The 24,901-nt window shown below is 71.2% G+C and carries 23 protein-coding genes and 2 pseudogenes; 13 read left to right on the top strand and 12 right to left on the bottom strand.

Annotated elements, in window-relative coordinates; genetic code table 11:
- The first annotated feature begins 4 nt into the window (after window positions 1-4).
- From AB0I54_RS41165 to AB0I54_RS41155, 3 genes are all read left to right on the top strand, one after another.
- Window positions 5-2,758 carry an alkaline phosphatase family protein gene (locus tag AB0I54_RS41165; RefSeq protein ID WP_363301467.1) on the top strand — a complete coding sequence of 918 codons (2,754 nt, stop codon included), beginning with the start codon at window positions 5-7 and terminating at the stop codon, window positions 2,756-2,758.
- 234 nt (window positions 2,759-2,992) lie between these two features.
- Window positions 2,993-3,898, top strand: coding sequence for an IclR family transcriptional regulator (locus AB0I54_RS41160; RefSeq protein ID WP_363301466.1), 906 nt, complete (start codon window positions 2,993-2,995; stop codon window positions 3,896-3,898).
- A 154-nt stretch (window positions 3,899-4,052) separates the two neighbouring features.
- Window positions 4,053-6,476: a SpoIIE family protein phosphatase gene (locus AB0I54_RS41155; protein WP_363301465.1), complete on the top strand. Its 2,424-nt coding sequence runs from the start codon at window positions 4,053-4,055 to the stop codon at window positions 6,474-6,476.
- An 18-nt stretch (window positions 6,477-6,494) separates the two neighbouring features.
- On the opposite strand, the gene AB0I54_RS41150 is transcribed toward AB0I54_RS41155, so the two are convergent.
- The 5 genes from AB0I54_RS41150 to AB0I54_RS41130 form a co-directional block, all read right to left on the bottom strand.
- Entirely contained in the window at window positions 6,495-6,938 is a 444-nt protein-coding gene (locus AB0I54_RS41150) for a universal stress protein (protein ID WP_363301464.1), read from the bottom strand.
- Between the two features lie 145 nt (window positions 6,939-7,083).
- Window positions 7,084-8,808: an acyl-CoA dehydrogenase family protein gene (locus AB0I54_RS41145; RefSeq protein ID WP_363301463.1), complete on the bottom strand. Its 1,725-nt coding sequence runs from the start codon at window positions 8,806-8,808 to the stop codon at window positions 7,084-7,086.
- A 51-nt stretch (window positions 8,809-8,859) separates the two neighbouring features.
- Window positions 8,860-9,429 carry a PadR family transcriptional regulator gene (locus AB0I54_RS41140; protein WP_363301462.1) on the bottom strand — a complete coding sequence of 190 codons (570 nt, stop codon included), beginning with the start codon at window positions 9,427-9,429 and terminating at the stop codon, window positions 8,860-8,862.
- A gap of 100 nt (window positions 9,430-9,529) precedes the next feature.
- Window positions 9,530-9,868, bottom strand: a complete 339-nt coding sequence (locus AB0I54_RS41135; RefSeq protein WP_363301461.1) for a GNAT family N-acetyltransferase — start codon at window positions 9,866-9,868, stop codon at window positions 9,530-9,532.
- Between the two features lie 50 nt (window positions 9,869-9,918).
- Window positions 9,919-10,866 carry a pirin family protein gene (locus AB0I54_RS41130; RefSeq protein ID WP_363301460.1) on the bottom strand — a complete coding sequence of 316 codons (948 nt, stop codon included), beginning with the start codon at window positions 10,864-10,866 and terminating at the stop codon, window positions 9,919-9,921.
- 78 nt (window positions 10,867-10,944) lie between these two features.
- Between AB0I54_RS41130 and AB0I54_RS41125 the strand changes: the two genes are divergently transcribed.
- Window positions 10,945-11,421 carry a carboxymuconolactone decarboxylase family protein gene (locus AB0I54_RS41125; RefSeq protein WP_363301459.1) on the top strand — a complete coding sequence of 159 codons (477 nt, stop codon included), beginning with the start codon at window positions 10,945-10,947 and terminating at the stop codon, window positions 11,419-11,421.
- Window positions 11,422-11,456: 35 nt separating this feature from the next.
- On the opposite strand, the gene AB0I54_RS41120 is transcribed toward AB0I54_RS41125, so the two are convergent.
- Window positions 11,457-12,365 (bottom strand): S-4TM family putative pore-forming effector, encoded by a 909-nt coding sequence (locus AB0I54_RS41120; RefSeq protein WP_363301458.1) that lies wholly within the window; start codon window positions 12,363-12,365, stop codon window positions 11,457-11,459.
- A gap of 133 nt (window positions 12,366-12,498) precedes the next feature.
- On the opposite strand from AB0I54_RS41120, the gene AB0I54_RS41115 reads away from it, so the two are divergent.
- The 3 genes from AB0I54_RS41115 (at window position 12,499) to AB0I54_RS41105 (ending at window position 14,617) form a co-directional block, all read left to right on the top strand.
- Window positions 12,499-12,849, top strand: coding sequence for a VOC family protein (locus AB0I54_RS41115; protein WP_363301457.1), 351 nt, complete (start codon window positions 12,499-12,501; stop codon window positions 12,847-12,849).
- 94 nt (window positions 12,850-12,943) lie between these two features.
- Window positions 12,944-13,303, top strand: a complete 360-nt coding sequence (locus AB0I54_RS41110) for a DUF779 domain-containing protein (protein WP_363301456.1) — start codon at window positions 12,944-12,946, stop codon at window positions 13,301-13,303.
- A gap of 75 nt (window positions 13,304-13,378) precedes the next feature.
- Window positions 13,379-14,617 carry a phosphodiester glycosidase family protein gene (locus AB0I54_RS41105; RefSeq protein ID WP_363301455.1) on the top strand — a complete coding sequence of 413 codons (1,239 nt, stop codon included), beginning with the start codon at window positions 13,379-13,381 and terminating at the stop codon, window positions 14,615-14,617.
- Between the two features lies 1 nt (window position 14,618).
- On the opposite strand, the gene AB0I54_RS41100 is transcribed toward AB0I54_RS41105, so the two are convergent.
- The 6 genes from AB0I54_RS41100 to AB0I54_RS41075 form a co-directional block, all read right to left on the bottom strand.
- A complete protein-coding gene (locus tag AB0I54_RS41100; protein WP_316759088.1) occupies window positions 14,619-14,813 on the bottom strand; it encodes a hypothetical protein in 195 nt (64 codons plus the stop codon).
- A gap of 131 nt (window positions 14,814-14,944) precedes the next feature.
- Window positions 14,945-15,808: a phosphatidylinositol-specific phospholipase C/glycerophosphodiester phosphodiesterase family protein gene (locus AB0I54_RS41095; protein WP_363301454.1), complete on the bottom strand. Its 864-nt coding sequence runs from the start codon at window positions 15,806-15,808 to the stop codon at window positions 14,945-14,947.
- A 159-nt stretch (window positions 15,809-15,967) separates the two neighbouring features.
- The gene (locus tag AB0I54_RS41090) at window positions 15,968-17,050 is read right to left on the bottom strand and encodes an acyl-CoA dehydrogenase family protein (RefSeq protein ID WP_363301453.1); all 1,083 of its coding nucleotides are present in this window, start codon (window positions 17,048-17,050) and stop codon (window positions 15,968-15,970) included.
- Window positions 17,047-18,228 carry an acyl-CoA dehydrogenase family protein gene (locus AB0I54_RS41085; protein WP_363301452.1) on the bottom strand — a complete coding sequence of 394 codons (1,182 nt, stop codon included), beginning with the start codon at window positions 18,226-18,228 and terminating at the stop codon, window positions 17,047-17,049. Before AB0I54_RS41085 ends, AB0I54_RS41090 begins: the two co-directional genes overlap by 4 nt.
- The gene (locus AB0I54_RS41080) at window positions 18,225-19,202 is read right to left on the bottom strand and encodes an NADPH:quinone oxidoreductase family protein (RefSeq protein WP_363301451.1); all 978 of its coding nucleotides are present in this window, start codon (window positions 19,200-19,202) and stop codon (window positions 18,225-18,227) included. The genes AB0I54_RS41085 and AB0I54_RS41080 overlap by 4 nt, the downstream gene beginning before the upstream one ends.
- An 84-nt stretch (window positions 19,203-19,286) precedes the next feature.
- Window positions 19,287-19,874 carry an XRE family transcriptional regulator gene (locus AB0I54_RS41075; protein ID WP_363301450.1) on the bottom strand — a complete coding sequence of 196 codons (588 nt, stop codon included), beginning with the start codon at window positions 19,872-19,874 and terminating at the stop codon, window positions 19,287-19,289.
- A gap of 79 nt (window positions 19,875-19,953) precedes the next feature.
- Between AB0I54_RS41075 and AB0I54_RS41070 the strand changes: the two genes are divergently transcribed.
- From AB0I54_RS41070 to AB0I54_RS41045, 6 genes and pseudogenes are all read left to right on the top strand, one after another.
- Window positions 19,954-20,892 (top strand): NAD(P)/FAD-dependent oxidoreductase, encoded by a 939-nt coding sequence (locus AB0I54_RS41070; RefSeq protein WP_363301449.1) that lies wholly within the window; start codon window positions 19,954-19,956, stop codon window positions 20,890-20,892.
- 76 nt (window positions 20,893-20,968) lie between these two features.
- A pseudogene (locus tag AB0I54_RS41065) lies at window positions 20,969-21,127 on the top strand (thioredoxin reductase); the annotation flags it as partial.
- Between the two features lie 76 nt (window positions 21,128-21,203).
- Window positions 21,204-21,362 (top strand): annotated as a pseudogene (locus AB0I54_RS41060) (thioredoxin reductase); the annotation flags it as partial.
- Window positions 21,363-21,391: 29 nt separating this feature from the next.
- On the top strand, window positions 21,392-22,930 hold the full coding sequence (locus tag AB0I54_RS41055; RefSeq protein WP_363301448.1) for an ATP-dependent DNA ligase: 1,539 nt from the start codon (window positions 21,392-21,394) through the stop codon (window positions 22,928-22,930).
- A 20-nt stretch (window positions 22,931-22,950) separates the two neighbouring features.
- Complete coding sequence (locus AB0I54_RS41050) at window positions 22,951-23,418, top strand: NUDIX domain-containing protein (RefSeq protein ID WP_363301447.1); 468 nt, start codon at window positions 22,951-22,953, stop codon at window positions 23,416-23,418.
- 72 nt (window positions 23,419-23,490) lie between these two features.
- Window positions 23,491-24,876: an NADP-dependent succinic semialdehyde dehydrogenase gene (locus AB0I54_RS41045; protein ID WP_363301446.1), complete on the top strand. Its 1,386-nt coding sequence runs from the start codon at window positions 23,491-23,493 to the stop codon at window positions 24,874-24,876.
- The last annotated feature ends 25 nt before the right edge of the window (window positions 24,877-24,901 follow it).

The following is a 24,901-nucleotide window of genomic DNA, read 5'->3' as shown; positions in this document are numbered from 1 at the left end:
CTCCATGCAGGTTGCACGCCGCAGACGGCGTGTCGGGGAGGGCCAGTCCGGCCTTCCCGCCGGCCGCGTCAACCGCCGGACCATGCTGACGGCAGGCATCACCGCCGTCGCCATGACCGCCGCGGGCACCGCGTTCGCTCAAACCCATCAGTTCGGTACCGACCAGGTCGGCCAGGTCACGGACAACGGCCAGGTCGTCTCCAGCGACCAGTACATCGCCCCGTACGGCGACCGGCTGGTCATCAACAACGGCAAGATCATGTCGTCCTCGGTCAGCCCGGACGGCACCCACCTCGCGGCCTCCGTCACCGACGGTGGCGCGGCGCTGTCCATCGTGGACCTGAAGAGCTGGAAGCAGCAGCAGCTCGTCAGCAACGCCGCGTCGTCCGTCCCGCGCATCAGCAGCAACAGCGTGGGCCAGGAAGGTCCGACGTACTCGCCCGACGGCTCGCAGCTGTGGCTGGGCCAGACCGACGGCTACACCAGGTTCACCGTGAACGCGGACGGCACCGTCGCCGACCCGAAGACCGTCACCATCCCGGCGATGGGGTCCAAGCACGCGCTGGTCGGTGAGGCGGTGTTCTCGTCCGACGGCTCCACCGTCTACTCCGCGGTGAACGGCCAGAACCGGGTGGTCGCCCTCGACGCGGCGACCGGGGCCATCAAGCAGAGCTGGGCCGTGGGCAACGCCCCGCGTGACCTGATCGAGGTCGGCGGCAAGCTCTACGTCAGCAACGAGGGCGGGCGTCCGGCGAAGGCCGGCGACACCACCATCAACTCGTACGGCACCCAGGTGCCGGCCGACCCGAAGACCGGTGCCACCACCACCGGTACGGTCAGCGTCATCGACCTGGCGGACCCGGCCGCCGCACCCGCGAGCATCGACGTCGGTCTGCACCCGACCGCCCTGTACGCCAAGAAGGGCGCGCTGTTCGTCACCAACACGGCCACCAACGACGTGTCGGTGATCGACACCGCCACCGACAAGGTCGTACAGACCATCGCCACCCAGCCGTGGCCGGAGGCGTCCGTGGGCTACGAGCCCGACGCGGTGACGCTCACCGACGACGGTCATCTGCTGGTGCCGCTCGGCCGCGCCAACGCGGTCGCCGTCTACCGGTACACGACCGCGCAGGAGCCGGTCAGTTACGTCGGCCTGATTCCGACGGACTACTTCCCGTCGGAGATCGCCACCGTCGGCGACCAGATCGTGGTCTCCAACACCCGTGGAATCGACGCCCGTCGCCCCAACAACCCTGCCGGGCACGGCACCCACGACACGACCTCCAGCCTGACGAGGTTCACGCTGCCCGACGACAGCGAGATCCGGGCCATGACGGGCAAGGTCTTCACGCAGAACGGCTGGCACGGCGGTTCGGTCACGCTGAGCGACGGCAAGAACGACGCGAAGCCGGTGCCGGTCCCGCTGCGGCTCGGCGACCCCTCGACGATCAAGCACGTGTTCCTGCTCGTCAAGGAGAACCGGACCTACGACCAGGTCTTCGGTGACCTGCCGCAGGGCAACGGCGACCCGTCGCTGGCGCAGTTCGGCGAGAACGTCACGCCCAACCAGCACGCGCTGGCCAAGCAGTTCGGCCTGTACGACAACACGTACGACATCGGCACGAACTCCGCCGAGGGCCACAACTGGCTGATGCAGGCCGACAACCCGGAGTACACCGAGTCCTCGGCCGGTGAGTACGCGCGCAGCTACGACACCGAGGACGACGCTCTCGGTCACCAGCGGACCGGGTTCATCTGGTCCGGTGCCCAGGCGGCCGGCAAGTCCGTGCGGGACTTCGGCGAGTTCCACCAGTTCCTGAGCAAGCCGTCGGGCGCGAGCTGGCAGAACCTGTACTGCGACGCCAAGAACATGGACGCGACGGGTCAGGACACCGCGTACACCCTGAACTCCTCCTCGCCGATCCCGTCGCTCAACGACGTGTCGGTGCACGGCTTCCCGAAGTTCGACACCAGCGTCCCGGACATCTACCGGTACCAGATCTGGAAGCGCGACTTCGAGCAGAACGGTCCGGCGAACCTGAACATGTTCTGGCTCTCCAGCGACCACACCGGTGGCCCGGCGAACTCGGCGGCCCAGGTCGCGGACAACGACCTCGCCACGGGCAAGATCGTCGACGAGATCTCGCACAGCAAGTACTGGAAGGACTCGGCGATCTTCGTCGTCGAGGACGACTCCCAGGCGGGCCTCGACCACGTCGACGGCCACCGCGCCCCGATCCAGATCATCAGCCCCTGGGCCAAGCACGGCGTCGTCGACAGCCGCTACTACTCCCAGATCACGATGATGCGGACCATCGAGCAGATCCTCGGGATCCACCCGATGAACCAGAAGGACAGCGCGGCGAGCCCGATGCGTGGGGCGTTCACCCAGGCCGCGGACCTCACGCCGTTCACGGCGCTGCCCAACCGGACCTCGCTCACCGATGGTCTGAAGACCCCGCCTTCCTGCGGCCTGGACACCCCGGCGGCGCAGAACCCCGACGCGGCGGCCGCGCCGACCGCGAAGGTGCCGGCGGACAAGCAGCAGCTCGCGGCCGAGTGGGACAAGTGGAAGTCGAAGCAGCGGCTGAGCGGTCCGCACGCCGTGCCCGACTACGCCAACCCCGCGCAGATGAACCACTTCACGTGGTACGAGACGCACGAGTGGTCGAAGCCGTACCCCGGCGAGAACAAGATCTTCGCGCCGGATGACGTACCGGGTGCCTACATCCCGTCGTCGGAGTCCGACGGCTGACGTAGCCTGCGCCCCCAGCGGCCCCTGGCCGGCGTCACCGCCGGCCAGGGGCCCGCTACGGCTGCACGCGGTGTCGATGCAGGCCGTCGCCGGGCAGGCCGAGATCAGCGTCGGCCTCATCTGCCGCGTTTTCGCATGTCCTGGGTCACAGTCCGTTTACGAATTGCCTTGGGTTACTTAAAGTGGACGTGCGTCTATTCTAATGGTCAACCTGTATCGGGCGCCGGAGGCCACATGCTTGCTCAAGACCCCACCGCACACGGGACCCACCACCCCGAGGACGCCGCGCCGGATCAGCAGACCGCTGTCGACAAGGCCCTCACGCTGCTGAAGTCCCTGGCCGAGCACGACCGGGAGATCGGCGTCAGCGAGCTCGCCCGGCGCACGCGGCTGACCAAGTCCACGGCCTTCCGGCTGCTCGGCATCCTGCAGCGCAACGACGTCGTCGAGCGCGTCGGCAGCAACTACCGGCTGGGCGCCCGGCTCTACGACATCGGCACCCGCACCTACGGCCCCACGCCACTGATGCTGCGCGAGCACCTGCTCCCCTACCTGGCGGACCTGTACGAGCTCACGCACGAGACCGTGCACCTGGCCGTGCTCCACGACACCGAGATCGTGTACGTCAACAAGATCCACGGCCACCGGCCCACGCCCTCGCCCTCCAGCATCGGCGCCCGGCTGCCCGCCTACTGCACCGGCGTCGGCAAGGCCCTGCTCGCCTTCGACCACGACGCGGCGGAACGGGCCATCGCCCAGGGACTGGCGGCACGCACAAAGGACACGATCACCGAACCGGACCTCCTGCGCGCCGTCCTCCGGCGGATCAGGCAGGACGGGATCGCGTACGACCACGAGGAGGCGACGCCCGGCCTGGCCTGCGTCGCGGTACCCATCATGGGGGCCGCCGGGCGCCCCGTGGCCGCACTCTCCGTCGCGGGCGCCTCGCACCGCTTCGAGCCGCACCGCTTCGCCGCCGCACTGCGCCGCGTCGGCTACGAGGCCTCACGGGCGGCCACCGGAAAGTCCCGGCAGACCGCGCGGCCCACGGCCACTGCCGCCAAGGCAAGGGTCAGCAGCGTCCACCCACGGTCCGGTGAGGGCCACTCTCCCGCAAAACCGCCGGCGACCGCTCGGTGATCTCCTCGATGCGGCCGACTGCGTCGACGGCCGTCAGCAGACCCAGCTCTGCGTAGTGCCCGACGAGGCCCCCGTCGGGCATGAGGCACCCGGACCACGCCATAATGGGTTGAATCTCCCGGATGGGGTGGCTTCACCGCCGGCTAGGAGCGCGATGGACGCGTCTGCCCACCACGGAGGCGACGGGACACGGTTCTTCGGCGCCACGGCAATCGCCGTGCTCGCCGGTGATGGCACCGTGTTGCGCTGGTCCTGCGCAGCGGCGGATCTGCTGGGGCACACGGCCGACGAGGTCTGCGGTCACCCGGTCCGGGAGCTGTTCGCCGATGTCTCCCACCCCGTCCATCCTGCCGCCCCATGTGAGACCGGGATTCCGGCGGCGGGCCGAGTACGGCTCCGGCACCGGTCCGGCAGACCGGTCGACGTCACCTACTGGATGATGCGGCTGGAGGGCTCCGCCGAGGTCCTGGTCCTGGCAGCCCCCACTCAGTGCGTGGCGGAATGGGAACAAGGCGTGTCGTTCCTCGACTCGCTCCTCTCGCAGAAGCGGGTCGGGGTCAGCATCCGCGATACGGATATGGCCGTCGTGCGCACCAACATCAATCCGGAGATCTTCGGCGGACCGGCGCTGCCTCCCGGCAGCCGGCTGAAGGACGTCATGTCCGTCGTGGACGCCGAGGGCGCCGAGGCGGCGCTGCGCGAGGTGCTGGAGACAGGTGTGCCGCTTCTCGCGAGGGCGATGCGGATGCGGTCGCCGCTCGTCCCCGGGCGGGAGTGGACACTGTCCCAGTCCGCATTCCGGCTGGAGGACGAACGGGGGCGTCCCACGGGCGTCGCAGCGGTGATCACCGACATCACCAAGCAGTACCGCGCCCGCCGCCACCTGGATCTGATCCACGAGGCCGCCACCCGCATCGGCGGATCCCTCGATGTCGTGCGCACCGCACAGGACCTGGCGGACTTTCTCGTGCCGGCGTTGGGGGACCTGGCCTCGGTGGAACTCGCCGAAGCCGTGCTCGACGGTGACGAGCCCTACAAGGCGCTCGGCGGCGGGGAACAGCACTGGCGCCGGAGCGCCGTGGCCTCGGCCACCGGCGCGTGGCCCGCCGGTCTTCTCGAGCGCGGCGCAGCGATTCCTCTGCTGCCGGACATTCCGCCCCTGCGCACCGTTCAGCGCGGCAAGGCTCTCGTGGTCGACCGGGAAACGCTGATCGCCGGCCTCGGCGACCCCCGGCTGATCCAGCTGTTCATCCCGGACGGCGCGCATTCGATGGCGCAGGCACCGTTGTTCGCGCGTGGTCTGGTGCTCGGAGTCGTGTCGGTCTGGCGGACCGGGCACAGCGAATCCTTCGACGAGGAGGACGCGGATCTGCTGACCGAGGTCGCCTCCCGGGCAGCGCTGAGCGTGGACAACGCCCGCCGCTACACCCGTGAGCGCCGAGCGACCGTGGCGCTCCAGCAGCGCCTGCTCCCTCGTGCCACCACCGATACCGCCGCGGCGGAGACCGCCGGCCTCTACCTGCCCGCCGCCAGCGGTGTCGGCATCAGCGGTGACTGGTACGACGTCATCGCCCTGCCCTCCCTGCGCGTCGCCCTCGTCGCCGGTGACGTCGCCGGTCGTGGACTGCACGCCACCGCCACCATGGGCCGCCTGCGCACCGCCGTCCAGACCCTCTCCGACCTCGAACTCGACCCCAGCGAACTTCTCACCCACGTCGAGGACGTCGTCCAGCGCCTCCAGGTCGAGGCACCCCACGGACAACGGGACACGGTCGGCGCCACCTGCCTGTACGCCGTCTACGACCCGGTCGCCCGCCGCTGCATCCTGGCCAGCGCCGGCCACCCGCCGCCCGTGCTGGTCCGGCCGGACGGCACCGCCCAAGTCCTCGACGTCTCTCCCGGCCTTCCCCTGGGAGTGGGCGGCCTGCCGTTCGAGTCCACCACGGTCGACCTGGAACCCGGCAGCGTCCTCGCCCTGTACACCAAAGGCCTCATCAACCGAGACCGCGACCTCGGCGCCGGCACACAACGGCTGATCGACGACCTCGCCGGTGTCTGCCGCCCCGACCGCGCCCTGGAGGACATCGGCCGCAGCCTGCTCGGCGACCAGCCGCCCCACGACGACATCGCCCTGCTGCTCGCCCGTACCCGGGACATCACCTCGGACAACACCGCGAGCTGGCAGTTCCCCGCCGACCCGACCGTGGTGGCCAAGGCCCGTGCGGCCGCTGCCCACCAGCTGACCGCCTGGGGCCTGGACGAGCTGGCCTTCACCACCGAACTGGTGGTCAGCGAACTGGTCACCAACGCCATCCGCTACGCCGGCGGCCCGGTCGGGCTGCGGCTCATCCGCGAGAACGTCCTGGTCTGCGAGGTCACCGACCCCAGCAACACTCAGCCCCGTCTGCGCCGGGCACACTGGACCGACGAGGGAGGCCGCGGTCTGTTCCTGATCGCGCAGCTCACCAACCGCTGGGGCAGCCGCTACGGCCGGCGTGGAAAGACCATCTGGGCCGAACAGCCCCTCACCTCCGCGGCCGGTCGACCCAAGACGCTGCCGTGGGCCACGCTTTCCTGAGGTGACCCGAGCCTTGGATCACTGCTGCTCGGAGCGCACGATCACGACCGGGCAGCTCGCGTGCTGCGACACGTGCCGGCTGACGGAACCGAGCAGCGCGCGGGCGAACCCGCCCCTCCCCCGGCTGCCGACGACCAGGGCCTCGGCTCCCTCTGCGGCCCGCAGCAGGACATCGGCGGGGTTGCCGTGCACCACGTGAGTCCGGACCGAGCCGGCCCCCTCCGCGCCGAGCACGTCCGTCAGCTCTTGCTCCATCCGCCGGCGGGTCTCGTCCTCGTCGACGTCCGTGTCCACGGCAGGGGCCGACCAGCCGTACAGGCCCGGCAGCTCCCACACGGCGACCGCCTCCACGACGCCGCCGACGAAGCGGGCGTACCGTACGGCCCAGTGCAGGGCCGCGTACGAGAACGGCGACCCGTCGACGCCGACCACGACCCGCGGCTTGGAGACATCCCGATCCATGCGTTCCACCTCTCCTGCGGCGGCTACGCCCGCCCGGCCGGACCCACCCCCTCTTCTCCACGCTGCGCGAGGTGTCGCCACGCCGCCAGAGAAGAGCATCCAGCGGCATGACGGACGATGCTGTCGTCAGCGCCCGTGAGGTGCTTTACGGCGCCATCTCGTACGCGCCGGACAGTGCCTCGACGCGCTCCCAGACCCGTGCCGAGCGTGCCTCGTCGATCACGGGACGCCGGACCGCTCCGAGTGCCCAGCGCTGCTGGGCCTCCGTGGCGGAGTCCTTGCCGTGCAGTTCGACGGCGTGCCCGGAGAAGTCGCGGACCAGCACGGAGAACAGTTCGTCGAGCACCGACTCGTCGAGGTCGGTCAGGCGGGCCTGTTCCAGGATCAGCTGTCCGTGCACCACCAGCGCGAACAGCTGGCCCACCGAGAGCAGGAAGTCGAGGTCGCGGCTCTGCCGCTCATCGGGGGCGACGGTGGCCACGAACTCGCACAGGGCGTCGGCCTGCTCGCGGAAGCGAGCGACGTTCGGCACCTCGGCGTACGCGTCATAGGCGGTGCGCCAGTCGTGGAAGCGCACGGAACCCAGGCCGCGGGCCGGCCCCTGCCGGAACAGGAAGTCGTCGTCGGCGGCGTCGAGCCGGGTCGGCACGGCGGGGTACTCCACGGGCTCCAGCAGATGGTTGCGCATGAACTTGAGGATCAGCGCGAGGTTGACGTGCACCGTGCCTTCGAGCTTGGGCAGCCCCCGGATCTCGACGGCGGCCTGGGCGAAGTAGTTGTCCTTCTCGAAGCCCTTGGCGGCGATGACGTCCCACATCAGGTCGATGACCTTCTCGCCCTCCGTGGTCACCTTCATCTTCGTCATCGGGTTGAAGAGCAGATAGCGGCGGTCGTCGGGGCCGGCCGAGCGGAAGTAGTCGACGGCGCGGTCGCTGAACAGCTTCATGCCGACGAGCCGGACGTAGGCGTCGGCCAGCTCCCGGCGCACGTGCGGGAAGGCGGTGACGGGGCGGCCGTAGAGGATGCGGTTGTGCGCGTGGGTGACGGCCTCGTACATCGCGTGCTCGCAGATGCCGATCGAGGCGGTGCAGAGGTTGAACTTGCCGACGTTGACGGTGTTGAGGGCCGCGTCGAAGGCGGCGCGGCCGGTGTGCAGGACGTCCTCGGGGGCGACCGGGTAGGCCTCCAGGCGGAACTCGCTGACGTACTTGGAGGAGTCGACGACGTTCTTCACCAGGTGGTACGCCGGGTGGCGGCTGTCGGCGGCGAAGAAGACGTACCCGTCGGGACCCTCGATGTCGGTGCGGCGGCCGAAGACGGAGACGAGTCCGGCGGCGTTGCCGTTGCCGATGTAGTACTTGGAGCCGGTGGCCCGGAAGCCGCCGTTGCCGTCGGGCTCCAGCAGCATGTCGGTGGAGTAGATGTCGGCGCCGTGGGTCTTCTCGGACAGTCCGAAGGCGAAGACCTCTCCCTGGGACAGGAGTTCCGCCGCCCGGCCGCGCGCCGCGGCGTTGTCGCTCTGCCAGACGGGGCCGAGACCGAGGATCGTCACCTGCCACGCATACCAGTAGTCGAGGCCGTAGAACCCGAATATCTCGTTGAGGGCGGCGATCCGGGCGGTGTCCCAGCGCTGGTCCTGGGAACCGGCCGACGCGGCGGAGGCCGGGGTGAGGAAGGTGGCGAACAGGCCCTCCTTCGCGGCGAAGGCGAGGAAGTCGCCCAGCCAGGCGCGGGAGCGGTAGTCCTCGATCAGCTTCCGCTTGCCGCGCTCCTCGAACCAGTCGACGGTGGCGCGCAGCAGCCTGCGGGTCTCGGGGTCGAAGTGCGCCGGGTCGTAGGTGTGCGGGTTGAGGAGCAGGGGGTCGGCCATGGGAGGTCCACCTTCTGAGGGGGTCGGGGGCAGGGGTCGGTCGAGCGTGGTTCAGGCGGAGGGCGGGGGCGTGCCGGCGAGGCGGTGGAGGGTGGTGAGGACGTCGTCGAGCCAGGCGACCGTCATCCGCTCGTAGGCGATGCCGCCGCGCAGCACGACGTGCTGGAGTTCCTGGCCGGCGTCGAGCGGTGCGGGCGCGTCGGGCCCGGTGAAGTCGCGCAGTTCGCCGGCGAGGTAGTGCGCGAGCCGGTCGCTGTGCGCCCGGTGGTGCCGCTCCACCTCGCGGATGAGGTCGGCGGGGTCGTCGAAGGCCGCGCCGCGGATCTTCACGGCGAGTTCGTGACGGATGCTCTCGGGCTCGATCGGCTCGTGCAGCCACTGGGACAGGGCCGTGCGGCCGGGGCCGGCGACGGAGTACTCCCGCTTGTCCGGCCGGCCCTGCTGCGGCACCTCGCGGACGGCGAGCAGGCCGTCGCTCTCCATGCGCTTGAGCACGCGGTAGATCTGCTGGTGCGTGGCGGTCCAGAAGTAGCCGATGGACCGGTCGAACCGCCGGGCCAGCTCGTATCCGGAGCCCGGCTTCTCCAGCAGGGAGACGAGGATCGCGTGCTCGAGCGCCATGCCCTTGATCCTGCTATGCAACTTGTTGCATAAGCAAGAGCCGCCGCACGCGTGAGACACGGCTCACCCGTGCGGCGGCATGGCGCTGGGCGCCGCGGCATCAGCCCAGTTCCGCCTCCAGCCACTTCAGGACGTCGGGCGTCACGGGGTCGGTGATGTCGGCGAACTCCTCGTGCTTCAGCAGGAACTTGGCCACGTAGGGGCAGACCGGCACGATGCGCTTGCCCAGTGCGCGCACGTCGGCGAGCGCCTGCTGGACCAGCTGCCCGGCCAGGCCCTGCCCGGCGTGGGCGTCGTCGATCTCGGTGTGGAAGAAGACGCGCTGCTCACCGCGGTCGCGGTATGCCGTGAAGCCGGCGCGTTCGCCGTCGACCTTGATCTCGTAGCGGTGCCGGGCGTGCACGCGCTCGACGGTCGGTGCCGTGGAAGGCTGGTTCATCGCGATTCCCTTCGGATGCGGATCATGGGGTGTGGTTCGCCGGTTGCCGTTCAGTCGCGCGGTGGATTGCCGCGCGGTGCGAGGGTGGCGTTCGGCAGCGCGGGGGCGGGCAGCCGGTCCCCGGGGTATCCCTCGACGGCTCCGAAACGGTCGGAGGCGTTCTCCCATTCCTCTCGGGCCCGGACGATGTCCTCGTGAGTGCGGCCGATGAAGTTCCACCACATGACGATCTGTTCCTCGAACGGGGTTCCGCCGAGCAGGACCGTGCGAGCGGGCTCGTCCGACTCGTTGACGAGGGTCAGGGTCTGGGTTCCGGGGTGGATGTAGCCCAGTTCGGCAGGGCGCAGCGCGATGCCGGCCGCGCGGACGTGCCCGTGGTCGACGAGGAGGCCGTGTTCGAAGCCGGGGTCCACCGTGAGCGTGATCGCCGCTTGCGGTTCGAGGGTGATCTCGGCTCCGAGGAGAGGTGTGAAGGTCCGTACCGGCGAGACGGCTCCGGCGAGGGCGCCCAGGAAGACCCGGACCTCGGCACCGTCGATCCGCACCGGCTCGGGTACGTAGTGCTGGAAGTCCCGCTCGGCCTCCCGGTGTTCGCCGGGCAGGGCCACCCAGAGCTGTACGCCGTGCAGGACGGTGGTCCGCGGGGTGGAGACCTCGGAGTGGCTGATGCCGTACCCGCCCGTCATGAGGTTCAGCTCGCCGGGCCGTACGTACGCATGGCTGCCGAGGCTGTCCCGGTGCTCGATCTCGCCGCTGAACAGCCAGCTCACCGTCTGCAGCCCGGTGTGCGGATGCGGGGCGACCTCCATGCCACCGGTCCGGGCGACGTCGTCCGGGCCGTAGTGGTCGGCGAAGCACCAGGCGCCGATCAGGGTCCGGGCCCGCTGGGGCAGCGTGCGGCGCACGGTCATCGCCCTGGGGCCGCCCAGGGGTACGTCACGCGGGGTGAGTATGTCGACCTTCCACTCATCGGTCGTCGCCGCGTCGGCCTCGCCCATCGGAACCACCTCTCGAAATCATGATAGTTTCCAATTCAACAATATAGGCTCAGTGATTATGCCCGAGGGAGCCCCAGATTGAGCAGCAGCCCCGCGCCCGGGTCGGCGGCCCGGCGGATCTTCGTCGACAAGCAGAGTCCCAAGCCGTACCACGCCCTGGTGCAGACGTCCGAGGCGGTGCGCACCACCGCGGCCGAGGCGGACCTGGACCGCACCGTCGTGGAGCTGATCAACCTCCGCGTGTCGCAGATCAACGGCTGCGCCTACTGCCTGGACGTCCACACCCGGGCCGCCCTGCGCGCCGGTGAGACGACGCGCCGGCTGGGGGTGCTGGCGGCCTGGCGGGACACCGAGGTGTTCACCCCGCTGGAGCGCGCCGCGCTCGCCCTGGCCGAGGTGACCACCGAACCGTCCGACGCCGTCGCCCAGGAGGCCGCGTATGCCGTCGCGCGGGAGGTGCTCACCGACGACCAGATATCCGCGGTGATCTGGGTGGCGGTCACGATCAACGCGTTCAACCGGATCTCGATCATGAGCAAGCACCCGGTGCGGTGACGCGCGCAGCCCCGGTACTCGTCAGCGGGGCCGGCTCAGCCCGACTGGGTCGTCGTTCGCCGGACCACGTTCTGCAACTCGGCCATGGCGGCCTGGAAATCGGCTCGGTCCGCGCTTCGGAATCGGCGGAAGTACCAGTTCGGGACGCGTGTGTTGTGCTGCCTCGACTGGAAGATCACGTCCTGCACCTGCCGGGCCAGCCCCAGTAGCCGGCCGCTCTCGCCGCGCTCCGCGACCGCGCGTTCCAGCAGGGCCAGCACCCGCTCCCGCTCCGCCGCCACGCTCCACTGCGTACGGCAGCTGTCCAGCCCCATCATCACCGCGGCCAGCGAGGGCACGTACCACTGGAGCGCCAGGTCCAGCACGCTCAGGCCCGCGACCACGCCGACCACCAGTCCCGCCGCCAGCCAGGTCAGCACGAACGCCAGCAGGACCCGGGCGTAGCGGCGGCGGACCCGCGCTCCCCAGCCGAGGTTCTGCTGCTGACAGGCCAGCACGTCGTAGGGGCGCGGCAGGTCGGGTACCTCGTAGTAGTCGCGCAGTTCGTCCTCGTCGCCCCGGAAGCGCCGGCTGAGGCTGCTGACCTGCTGCGCGCCGGGTGGCGCGCCGACCAGGACGTCGTTCCACGGCAGGCCGTAGAGCCGTACGTCGAACAGCTCCTGGAGCAGCGCCGCTCGCCGGGCCGTGCCGTCCTCCCAGGAAGTGAGGCCGACCGAGTACGCGACGGCCCAGACCCCGCCGAGCACGGTCACCGGCACCGCCCACGACGGCCTGACCGTGCTGACGAGACCGGCGGCAGCCAGCAGGACGGAGATGCCCATCCGCACATTGGCCAGTCGTACGGCCTGGGCATGCGAGACGGACATGGCACGCAGCCGCTGCATCGCCTCGGTGGTGTTCTGCTCGGTCAGTATCGAGGACTCGTCCCCCGGCTCGTTGCTCATGACGCCCCCCGCCGTCCGGCACCGTTCCCTCACTGTGCCGCCCCGGGCCAAGGGTGTCCATAGGGCCTGGTTGCACCATACTCACAGCCGGAACAAGCGCATTTCCCGACCGACCGACCATCGGAGTCACGACATGAGCGTGCGGCGCGTCGTACCCAATCTCCAGTCGACCGCGTTGCCCAGGAGCGCGGAGTTCTATGAGGTGCTGGGCTTCGAGGAGGTGATGAACCACGGCTGGATCGTGACGCTGGCCTCCACCGAGAACCCCACGGCGCAGCTGAGCCTGATCAGCGAGGACCGGACGGCTCCTGTCGCGCCCGACCTGAGCATCGAGGTCGAGGACGTCGACGCGGCGTATGCGGCGATGCGGGAGCGCGGAGCGGAGATCGTGCATCCGCTCACCGACGAGGAGTGGGGCGTACGCCGATTCTTCGTGCGGGACCCCAACGGGCGCGTCGTCAATGTGCTCAGCCATCGCCGATGAGAACCCATGCTGGACGGGCTCCCGGCGAACCGTGAGACTGGACCGACCCGACATCACGCCACGTCACGCCACGTCACGCCCCAGGACGGTGACCATGGATCAGGACATCCCCCGCGTCGAACTCACCCCGCAGGCCGCCGACCTGGTGCGTCGGCTGCGCGCCTCCCACGGGCCGCTGATGTTCCACCAGTCGGGCGGCTGCTGCGACGGCAGCGCGCCCATGTGCTACCCGGACGGCGAGTTCCGCACCGGCGGCTCCGACGTGCTGCTGGCCGAGCTGGAGGTCGAGGGCGTCGACGAACCGGTCACGTTCTGGATGTCGCGGAGCCAGTACGAGGCCTGGCGCCACACGCGGCTGATCGTGGACGTGGTGCCCGGCCGAGGGAGCGGTTTCTCGCTGGAAGCACCCGAGGGGGTACGTTTTCTCACCCGTTCTCGTGTCGTAGAGGTCTAGCCACCCCGCCGGAAACGGCGTTCTGGTGCACTTCCCCTGAGTCCTGGCAGAGTTGACGAGACTTCAGGGGGCGAAGTGACGCGTCGTCACAAGCAGTTGACCGCTGGAAGAACGGTACTGACGGTCCTCACGACGTTCGGTGTGCTGGCCGGTGCGGCCCTGACGGGGGCGGCACCGGCCGACGCCGTTCGCAAGACCGTCCCGATCGCGCAGGGCGTCTCCTACGAGCAGTTCGACATCGCGGCGGCCAAGGGCGTGACCCACGCCCATGTGCTGCTCGTCGACCTGCGCAATACGCATGTGCACCTCGACCTGCTGTACCCGGGCGCGGTGGCCGCCCGCGCCCCCGTCTCGAAGCTCGCGAACGACGCGGGCGCGGTCGGGGGCGTCAACGGCGACTTCTTCAACATCACCGAGACCCAGCACCCGGGCGTCGAGGCGACGGGTGCGAGCGTGGGACCGGCGATCGCGCACCGGCACGTGCTCAAGGCGGCGGTGCCGACCGGACAGCGGTTCGGGCCCGCGCTGCCGCCCGGTACGAACACCAGGGAGGTCTTCGGCGTGGGCGTGGACCGGCGGGCCCGTCTGGACCGGCTCACGCTGCTCGGGAGCGTCCGTACGGCCGAGGGGCCGCTGCCGATCCGCGGCCTCAACCAGTACGCGCTGCCGGTGGGTTCCGTAGGCGCGTACACCGCGCGGTGGGGCAGTGTCTCCCGGATGCGCGCCACCTGCGGCACCGACACCGACCGGGCCGCGGCGTGCAGTACGGACACCTACGAGGTGACGGTCCGCGGCGGCCGGGTCGTGTCGGCCTCCACCGCCCCGGGCAGGGGGCCCATCGGGGCGGGCACCACGGTCCTGGTGGGACGGGAGGCGGGCGCCCGGCAACTGCGCAAGCTGTCCCTGGGCGAGCGGGTGAGCGTCCGCACCCGGCTGCTGCCGTCCGCGTCCAAGACCCCCTACCGCTTCGCCCTCGGCGGCTATCCGGTCCTCCGCGACGGGCAGCCGCTGGCCGGTCTCGACAACGCCACCGCGGCCGTGCGTACCGCCGTGGGCTTCGGGTCCGGCGGACGTCGGCTGGTGCTGTTCGCGCTGGACGGGGCGCCCGCCTACCGCAGCGGCCTGACGATCGCCGAAGTCGCCGCCCAGATGCGGAAGTTGGGATCGAGCGACGCGTTCAGCCTGGACGGCGGCGGGTCCACGACGCTGGTCGCCCGCGCACCGGGCGAGAGCGCCGTGTCGGTACGCAACCACCCCAGCGGCGGCGCCGAGCGCCCCGTACCGAACGGCATCGGGGTCTTCTCGGCGCCGTGACTCAGGGCCGCAGGCTGCTCACCAGGTCCGCGGTCGCGGTGAGCCCGTTGCTGATGGTGGGCGCCATGCTCGTGCTCGCCAGGTAGAAGCCGAGCAGCATGCAGACCAGAGCGTGGGAGATCTTCAGTGCGCCGTTGCGCATGAAGATCACGGCCAGGATCAGGAGCAGCAGCACCACAGAGATGGAAACGGCCATCGCGAACCTCCTCCGCCACGCCCATTTCGCGGCGTTCGGCCGCAAGTGTGGCGTAGCGGAGGGTTCATCCGGGCGGCTGACGTGTCCTCCGATCGTGTGGTGTCGTCCTGCCGTGGGGGGTCGGGCGGATGTCAGGCGGTGGGATGGGCGTCCAGGAACGCCTCCAGGCCCGCCAGGTCGTCGGTGTTGAAGTAGTCGACGTCCGCGGCGAGGAGTTCCGTCCACAGCGCGTCCCGTGCCGGACCGGCCGCGTCGGGTGTGGCCCAGAACCGGACCCGCTGCCCGCGTGCGTGCGCGGCCTCGATGATGCTCCGTAGCTTCTGGCGCTCGGCGTCCGGGAACGGACCGTCGCCCAGCCAGCTGAAGTTGAGGGTCCAGTTGTCGGAGATCAGCGGGATGAAGGTGGCGGGCGCCGGGGTGCCGAGGTCGGTGAGCCGGCCGTCGTAGAACGTCCGGCGCACGGTCTGGGCCTCCATCGGCACGCGGGCGGCGCGGTCGCCGGAGATCACGGCGGTGACCGGGCCGGGGTGTACGCGTCCGTGCGCGAACGTCGTGAACAGGTGCTTGTAGCGCTGGAGGTGGCGGTCGAGTTCGAGGTAGGTCGACGAGCCCTCGGTCTTGATGTCGATGAGGAGCTGCAGGGGCCTGCGCCAACCCCGGTAGACGGAGCCGTGGTTGGCCTTGACGCGGGCGGCCAGCGGGTCGAGGTAGAGGGATTCGAGGGTGCGGGTCGGGTCGAGCTCGGTGGCGTCGTGGGCGACGAGGAGCTGCTCGCCGACGAGGAAGATGTCGGCCTCGACGCTGCCGAATCGGTGGTCGAGGGCGTCGAACAGGGGGCGCGGGTGCTCGTAGTCGTTGTGGGCGTGGGCGCGCCACAGCGGACGCGGGCCGTGGTGGCCGCCGCCCGCCCAGGCCTGTGCGGCGGGCAGCGCGAAGGTGCCCGCGAGGGCGGCGCCGAGGGTGGTGAGGGCTCTGCGACGGGTGGTGAGGGCCATGCTCTGCCTCCCTTGTAGGGCCGTATGGGACCGAAGGGAGTATGCGTTCGATCCGCGACCAAGTAGCCCATGTCTGCGGGGAGTTGGCCGGACCGCCGCCCTCTGTTCACTAGCGCGCGAAGAGGCCCGCCCCAGGTGGGCGGGCCTCTCGTGGTGCGGTCAGGGTGCCTGGAGGTCGACCAGTTCGGCCAGTGCCTCGCGATGGGCACCGGCCGTGCCGTAGGCGATCGAATCGGCCTTCGCCCGCTTGAGGTAGAGGTGGATCGGGTGCTCCCAGGTCATGCCGATGCCGGCGTGGAGCTGGAGCGCCTCCTCGGCGGCGTGCACGGCGACGGCCGACGCATAGGCCTGGGCGACGGCGACCGAGACCTCCGCGTCCTCGCCGGTGGAGAGCGCGTCGGCGGACTTCCGCGCGGCGGCCCGGAGGTTGACCACCTCCAGCCACAGCTGGGCCAGCCGGTGCTTGAGCGCCTGGAAGCCGCCGACCTGCCGGTTGAACTGCTTGCGCTCCTTCAGATACCGGACCGTCTCGGTCAGCGCCCAGTCCGCGACTCCGAGTTGCTCGGAGGCCAGCAGCCCGGCCCCGGCCCGCAGGGCCCGTCGTACGGCCGGTTCCGCATCGCCCAGGCGGCGTCCGACGGCCCCGTCGAGGGTGACGCCGGCGACCGGCCTGGTCAGGTCCAGGGAGGTGTGCGGGGTGACCGTGACGGCCTCCGCGCCGACCGCGTACAGACCGCCGTCGGCAGCCGGGACCAGCAGGACGTCGGCCGCGGCCGCGTCCGCGATCCCGGTCAGCTCGCCGTACAGCCGGCCGTCCTCGACGCGTACGGTCCTGAGCGCGGCGCCCGGCGCGGTGTGCAGGGCGACGGCAAGGACGCCGATGGTGCGCCCCGAGGCGAGCCGGCCGAGCAGGTCCTCGTCCTCGCAGGCCAGCAGGGCCTCGGTGGCCACGACCGCGCTGGTGAGGTAGGGCACGGGGGCCACGGCGCGGCCCAACTCCTCCAGGACCACGGCGGCTTCGCGATGCGAGGCGCCCTGGCCGCCCTGTGCCTCCGGAACCAGGAGCCCGGCCAGGCCCATGCCTTCGGCGAGCGCCTTCCACAGGGCGAGGTCGTGCGGGGCGTCCGACTCGGTGCGGGTGATGACACCCGCCGCGTCGCAGTGGTCCGTGAGCAGGTCGCGGACGGCGGCGCGCAGCGCCTCTTCCTCCTCGGAGTAGAGGAGATCCGGCTGTGTGCTCATCGGGCGAGGTCCTTCCAGGCGACGTCCTTGTCGGTGCGCGGCTCGGCGGGCAGGCCCAGGACGCGCTCGGCGACGATGTTCAGCAGGACCTCGCTGGTCCCGCCCTCGATGCTGTTGCCCTTGGCGCGCAGATAGCGGTAGCCGGCGTCACGGCCGACGAAGTCCACCAGTTCGGGGCGGCGCATGGTCCAGTCGTCGTACAGCAGGCCCTCCTCGCCGCCGAGTTCCACCTCCAGGCCGCTGATCTCCTGGTTGAGGCGGGCGAAGGCGAGCTTCATGCCGGCGCCCTCGGGGCCGGGCTGGCCGAGGGCGAGCTGCTGGCGCAGGCGTTCGCCGGTGAGCCGGACGACCTCGGCCTCGACCCACAGCTTGAGCAGGCGCTGGTGCAGATCGTGGGTGCGCAGCTCGGGGCGCTCGCGCCAGGTCTTCGAGACCGGGCCGATCATGCCGCCCTCGCGGGGCAGCCGCATGCCGCCGATCGCGACGCGCTCGTTGTTCAGGGTGGTCTGCGCGACCCGCCAGCCGTCGCCGACCTCGCCGAGGCGGCGGGAGTCGGGGATGCGGACGTCGGTGAGGAAGACCTCGTTGAACTCGGCCTCGCCGGTGATCTGGCGCAGTGGCCGCACCTCGACGCCCGGGTCGGTCATGTCGCAGATGAAGTAGGTGATGCCCGCGTGCTTGGGCACGTCCGGGTCGGTGCGGGCGATCAGGATGGCCCAGCGGGCGATGTGGGCGCTGGAGGTCCACACCTTCTGCCCGTTGACCACCCAGTCGTCGCCTTCGCGGACCGCCCGGGTACCGAGCGCGGCCAGGTCGGAGCCGGCGCCCGGCTCGCTGAACAGCTGGCACCAGACCTCCTCGCCCGTCCACAGGGGCCTGAGGTACCGCCGCTTCTGCTCCTCGGTGCCGTAGCGCAGGATCGTCGGCGCCGCCATGCCGAGGCCGATGCCGATGCGCCGCGGGTCGTTGTCGGGGGCGCCCGCGGCCTCCAGCCCGGCGTCCACGACGGCCTGGAGAGTGCGCGGGGCACCGAGGCCGCCGAGGCCCTCGGGGTAGTGCACCCAGGCGAGCCCCGCGTCGAAGCGGGCCCTCAGGAAGTCCAGGCGGTCGGTGGTCGCGGGCGGGTGCGCGGCGAGCAACTCCGATGTGCGGCGTTCGAGTTCGGCTGCGTCGGTCATGCGGCGGCTCCGTTCTCCAGCGACGGTACGACGGCGACCCGGCCGGTGGTGACACCGTCGGCGACCCGCTGCACGGCGGCCGCGGCCCCGTCCAGCGGCACGCGCTCGCTCACCAGCGGCCTGATCGCGCCCCGGGCGGACAGCTCGGTGAGCTGCTCGTGACAGTGCTGGACCAGCTTCGGGTTCTTGGTGTTGTACAGGCCCCAGTGCAGGCCGAGGATCGAGTAGTTCTTCACCAGGGCGTGGTTGAGCCCCGGGCTGGGGATGGTGCCGCTCGCGAAGCCCACGACCACGATCCTGCCCTCGAAGGCGACGACCTTGGTGGACTGGGTGTAGGCCTCGCCGCCGACCGGGTCATAGATCACATCGGCGCCGCGGCCGCCGGTGGCCTCCCTCACCGCGGCGACGACGTCCTCGGCGCGGCGGTCGATCACCACGTCGCAGCCCAGGTCACGAGCGACGGCGGCCTTGTCGGGGCCGCCCACGACACCGATGACCTTGGCGCCGGCCGCCTTGCCGAGCTGCACGGCCGCGCTGCCGACGCCGCCCGCGGCGGCGTGGACGAGCAGCGTCTCGCCGGCCTCCAGAGCGGCCCGGCGGTGCAGGCCGAACCAGCCCGTCTGGTAGCCGATGTGCAGGGCGGCGGCCTCCGCGTCGTCGAGGGAGTCGGGTGCCGGCAGCACCGCGGCGGCGTCCGCGACGGCGTACTCGGCGAAACCGCCGTACGGCAGTGCCGGGTTGGCGAGCACGCGGCGGCCGTCCTCGGTCTCACCGCAGATCTCCACCCCGGGAGTGAACGGCAGCGGTGGCCGCACCTGGTAGTGGCCGCGGCACATCAGCACGTCCGGGAAGTTGATGTTGGCGGCACGCACCTTCAGCAGGACCTGACCGTCGGCGGGCGTGGGCCGCTCCACCTCCTGGAGCCGCATCACCTCGCTCGGCTCGCCGTTCTCGTGCACTTGCCATGCCTGCATGCGGTGCCTCCACGGGACTGCTCGTCTGACCGGGGTCGATCGCATACTAAGCGGTCGCTTGCCATCAGGGAACAGTCTCGTGTGTCACGTGCCCTCGCGTCGCGGGCGCGAGGGGCGTGCCCGTACGTGCATCCGCTCGCCCTGCGCTCCGAACAGGCTCAGGAATTCCACCGGCCCCTCCCCGGTCGAGCCGAACCAGTGCGGCACCCGCGTGTCGAACTCGGCGGCCTCCCCCGCGGTGAGCACCACGTCGTGCTCCCCGAGCACCAGCCGCAGCCGGCCGGACAGGACGTACAGCCACTCGTAGCCCTCATGGGTCCGCGGATCGGGCTCCATCACCCGCTGTGGCTCCAGCACCTTGAACGCCTGGAGCCCGCCCGGCTGCCGGGTGAGGGGCCAGTGGGTGCGCCCGTACCGCACGATCGGCTTGCCCCGCACGCGGGGATCGCCGACCGGCGGGGCGCCCACGAGTTCGTCCAGCGGCACCTGATGGGCCTGCGCGATCGGCAGCAGCAGCTCCAGGCTGGGTTTGCGCAGGCCGGACTCCAGCCGCGAGAGGGTGCTGACGGAGATGCCGGTCGCCTCGGACAGCGCCGCGAGGGTCACCTCCCGCTCCTTGCGGATCCGCCGCAGCCGGGGGCCCACGCCCGCGAGAACGTCGTCGGTGGTCATGTCCGTATTGCAGTTTCGGCAAACAAGTTTGTCAATGCGACCGAGGGCGCGCGACCGTCGGCCGCGGAGGTGGTCATCCATGACCGAGAACACCGACCATTACGAGGTCGTCGTCGTCGGAGGCGGCGCGGCCGGGCTGTCCGCCGCGCTCGTCCTGGGCCGGGCCCGGCGCCGCACGCTGGTCGTCGACGCGGGCGAGCCGCGCAACGCGCCCGCCGCGCACATGCAGGGGTATCTCTCGCGGGACGGCATGTCACCGGCCGAGTTCCTCGCCGTGGGACGCGAGGAGATCGCGCGGTACGGCGTGGAGCTGTTCCGGGACCGGGCGGTGGACGTCCGACGGGACGGGGACTTCACGGTGGTCCTGGCGGGCGGGCGCGATGTCCGGGCGCGGCAGCTGGTCGTCGCGACCGGGCTGAAGGACGAGCTGCCGCCGGTCGCGGGCCTGGCCGAGCGATTCGGCCGGGATGTGCTGCACTGCCCGTACTGCCACGGCTGGGAGGTGCGCGACCGCGCGTTCGGGGTGCTCGCCTCGACCCCGCTGAGCGTGCACCAGGCGCTGATGGTGACCCAGTGGTCCAAGGACGTGACCCTCTTCCTGCACCGGGTCGGCGAGTCGGAGTTGGCCGACGACGACCTGCGCCGGCTGGCGGCGGCCGGGGTCACCGTGGTGCCGGGCGAAGTGGCGCGGGTGACGGCCGACGAGGACCGGCTCACCGGGGTCCGGCTCGCGGACGGCACGGTGTACGACCGCGAGGTGCTGTTCGTGGCACCGCGTGCCGTACCGCGGACGGATCTCCTGGCCCGGCTGGGCGCCGAGCTGCGCGAGACGCCCTTCGGCACGTACCCGGTGATCGACGAGCGCGGTCTGACGACCGTCCCCGGGCTGTGGGCGGCCGGCAACGCCAGCGGCTTCGCCGAGCAGGTGGTCAACGCGGCCAGCCGCGGCTACCGGGCCGGGGCGGCCATCAACGGGGAACTCCTCTTCGCCGACCTCGACACGTCCCCACGGGTGTAGCCCCGGCCCCCGCGTACCCCACGACACGGCCCCGAAAGACCACCCTGCTCGCGAAGCCCCCACTCACGGTGCGGGCGAACGCGGCCTGACGACCGTCCCCCGCCCGTGAGCGGCCGGCAACACCAGCGGCTTCGCCGAGCAGGTGGTCAACGCAGCCAGCCGCGGCTACCGGGCCGGGGCGGCCATCAACGGGGAACTCCTCTTCGCCGACCTCGACACGTCCCCACGGGTGTAGCCCCGGCCCCCGCGTACCCCACGACACGGCCCCGAAAGACCACCCTGCTCGCGAAGCCCCCACTCACGGTGCGGGCGAACGCGGCCTGACGACCGTCCCCCGCCCGTGAGCGGCCGGCAACACCAGCGGCTTCGCCGAGCAGGTGGTCAACGCAGCCAGCCGCGGCTACCGGGCCGGGGCGGCCATCAACGGGGAACTCCTCTTCGCCGACCTCGACACGTCCCCACGGGTGTAGTCCCGGCGCCAGCGTTGCACCATGGCTGCATGCTGCTGACCCGGCTCGCCCAAGTGTCCCGGGAGGTCGCCGCCACCGCGGCACGGTCCCGGAAGACCGCCCTGCTCGCGGAGCTGTTCCGGGACGCGGAGGCGGACGACGTGCCGATCGTCATCCCGTATCTGGCGGGACGGCTCCCGCAGGGGCGCCTCGGCATCGGCTGGAAGGTACTGAGCCGGAAGGTACCGGCGGCCGCGCAGCCCTCGCTCACGGTGCGCGAGGTCGACGCCCGGCTCACCGAGCTCGGCAAGGTCTCCGGGCCCGGCTCCCAGGCGGAACGGGCCCGGCTGGTCGGCGAGTTGATGGGGGCGGCCACCGAGGACGAGCAGCGCTTCCTGTTCGGGCTGATCACCGGCGAGGTGCGCCAGGGCGCCCTGGACGCCGTGGCCGTGGAGGGGCTGGCCGCGGCGACGGGCGCCGATGCGGCAGACGTACGCCGGGCGGTGATGCTCGCCGGTTCGCTCCAGACGGTGGCGCGGGCCCTGCTGGCGGACGGCCCGACGGCCCTCGACCGGTTCCGGCTCACGGTCGGCCGCCCGGTCCTGCCGATGCTGGCGCAGACCGCCTCCTCGGTGGCGGAGGCGGTCGGGAAGCTGGGCGCGTGCGCGGTGGAGGAGAAGCTGGACGGCATCCGTGTGCAGGTCCACCGGGACGGCGACACGGTACGGGTCCACACCCGCACCCTCGACGACATCACCGACCGGCTGCCCGAGGTGACCTCCGCGGCTCTGGAGCTTGCGGGCGACCGGTTCGTCCTGGACGGCGAGGTGATCTCCTTCGGCGCGGACGGGCGGCCCCGTTCCTTCCAGGAGACCGCGGGGCGGGTCGGCTCCCGCGTGGACGTGGCGAGGGCCGCCGAGGAGGTCCCCGTCTCCCCCGTCTTCTTCGACGTCCTCGCGGTCGACGGCCGCGATCTGCTCGACCTGCCGTTCGCACAGCGGCACGCGGAGCTGGCCCGGCTGGTGCCCGAGCCGATGCGGGTGCGACGGACCGTGGTGTCCGGCCCCCAGGACGTGACCGGGGCGGAGGAGTTTTTGGCCGAGACGCTCGGGCGCGGCCACGAGGGAGTCGTGGTCAAGGCCCTGGACGCCCCCTACAGCGCGGGCCGGCGCGGCGCCTCCTGGCTGAAGGTCAAGCCGGTGCACACCCTCGACCTGGTCGTGCTGGCCGCCGAGTGGGGCCACGGGCGCCGCACGGGCAAGCTGTCCAACCTCCATCTGGGCGCCCGCACCCCGGACGGCACCTTCGCCATGCTCGGCAAGACCTTCAAGGGCATGACCGACGCCATGCTCACCTGGCAGACCGAACGTCTCCAGGCGCTGGCCGTCCAGGACGACGGCTGGGTGGTGACCGTACGCCCCGAACTCGTCGTCGAGATCGCGTACGACGGTCTCCAGCGCTCCTCCCGCTACCCGGCCGGGGTCACCCTCCGCTTCGCCCGGGTGGTCCGCTACCGCGAGGACAAACGACCGCAGGACGCGGACACGGTCGAAACGCTGCTGGCCGCGCACCCGGAGATGAAGGCCTGAGGAGAACCGGAGGTAAGGGATTGAAAGAGAAGCGGAGCGCCGGTCTGCTCCTGTTCCGGCACACCGGCAACGGCCTGGAGGTGTTGCTCGGCCACATGGGCGGCCCCTACTTCGCCAAGAAGGAGGCCGGGGCGTGGACCGTCCCCAAAGGCGAGTACGCACCCGACGAGCCCGCCTGGGACGCGGCGCGCCGTGAGTTCCAGGAGGAGCTGGGCCTGCCGCCGCCCGACGGAGAGGCCGTGCCGCTGGGCGAGGTCAGGCAGACCAACGGCAAGATCGTCACGGCGTGGGCGGTCGAGGCCGACCTGGCCCCGGAGTCGATCGAGCCCGGCACCTTCACGATGGAGTGGCCGCCGAGGTCGGGGCGGGTCCAGGAGTTCCCCGAACTGGACCGGGTGGAGTGGTTCGGTCTGGACCGCGCCCGGGGGGTGATCGTCACGGCGCAGGCCGCGTTCCTGGACCGGCTGGCGGAGCACTCGGCCGAGTAGGCGACGCACGCGTTGCGGTCGTCAGCGACGCGCGGGAAGGTCGAATCAAGCCCGCTCCCAGGGAGGTCAGCCATGCCCATCGCGACGGTCAACCCGGCGAACGGCGAGACGCTCAAGACGTACGAGGCCATGGGCGAGGAGGAGATCGAGCGCCGGCTCCAGCTCGCCGAGGCGACATTCCGCACGTACCGGATGAGCCGCTTCGTGGACCGTGGGCGTCTTCTCCTCCAGGCCGCCAATCTCCTGGACGAGGACCAGCGGGACATCGGCCGGATCATGACCACCGAGATGGGCAAGCCGGTCAAACAGGCCCGGGCGGAGGCCGCCAAGTGCGCCAGGGCGATGCGCTGGTACGCGGAGCACGCCGAGGCGCTGCTCGCCGACGAGAGGCCCCCCGATGCCGATGTGACGGACTCCGGGGCGTCCCGGGTGCGGGTGCGCTACCGGCCGCTCGGGCCGGTGCTCGCCGTGATGCCGTGGAACTTCCCGCTGTGGCAGGTGATCCGCTTCGCGGCGCCGGCCCTGATGGCCGGCAACGTGGGTCTGCTCAAGCACGCCTCCAACGTCCCGCAGACCGCCCTGTATCTGGAGGACCTCTTCCACCGGGCCGGCTTCACCGAGGGCTGCTTCCAGACCCTGCTGATCGGCTCCGGCGCGGTCGACGGCATCCTGCGCGACGAGCGCGTCAGGGCGGCGACCCTCACCGGCAGCGAACCGGCGGGGCGGGCGGTCGCGTCCACCGCCGGGGACATGGTCAAGAAGACGGTGCTGGAGCTGGGCGGCAGCGACCCGTTCGTCGTCATGCCCTCCGCCGACATCGACCGGGCGGCCCAGGTCGCGGTGACCGCCCGGGTGCAGAACAACGGGCAGTCCTGCATCGCCGCCAAGCGGTTCATCGTCCACACGGACGTGTACGACGCCTTCGCGGAGCGGTTCGTCGCAGGCATGAAGGCGCTCAAGGTCGGCGACCCGATGCAGGAGGACACCGAGGTCGGACCGCTCGCCAGCGAGCAGGGGCGGGCGGACCTGGAGGAACTGGTCGACGACGCGAAGCGCGGCGGGGCGGCCGTGCTGTGCGGCGGGCGGCGCCCGGACTGGCCCGGCTGGTACTACCCGCCGACCGTCCTCGCCGGGATCACCCGCGAGATGCGGATCCACCGCGAAGAGGCGTTCGGGCCGGTCGCCACGCTGTACCGGGCCGGCGACCTGGACGAGGCCGTGCTCATCGCCAACGACTCCCCGTTCGGCTTGAGTTCGAATGTGTGGACGCGTGACGAGGCCGAGACGGAGCGGTTCGCACGGGATCTGGAGGCGGGTGCCGTGTATGTGAACGGGATGACCGCGTCGCATCCGGCGTTCCCGTTCGGCGGGGTCAAGCGGTCCGGGTACGGGCGTGAGCTGTCCGGGCACGGGATCCGCGAGTTCTGCAACATCACCACTGTTTGGCAGGGTGCGTGACGTTTCCGCGGCTACGATCCCGTCT

The sequence above is a fragment of the Streptomyces sp. NPDC050625 genome (assembly GCF_040654755.1).
Taxonomy (GTDB): domain Bacteria; phylum Actinomycetota; class Actinomycetes; order Streptomycetales; family Streptomycetaceae; genus Streptomyces.
This window is presented reverse-complemented; position numbering and strand designations above follow the sequence as displayed.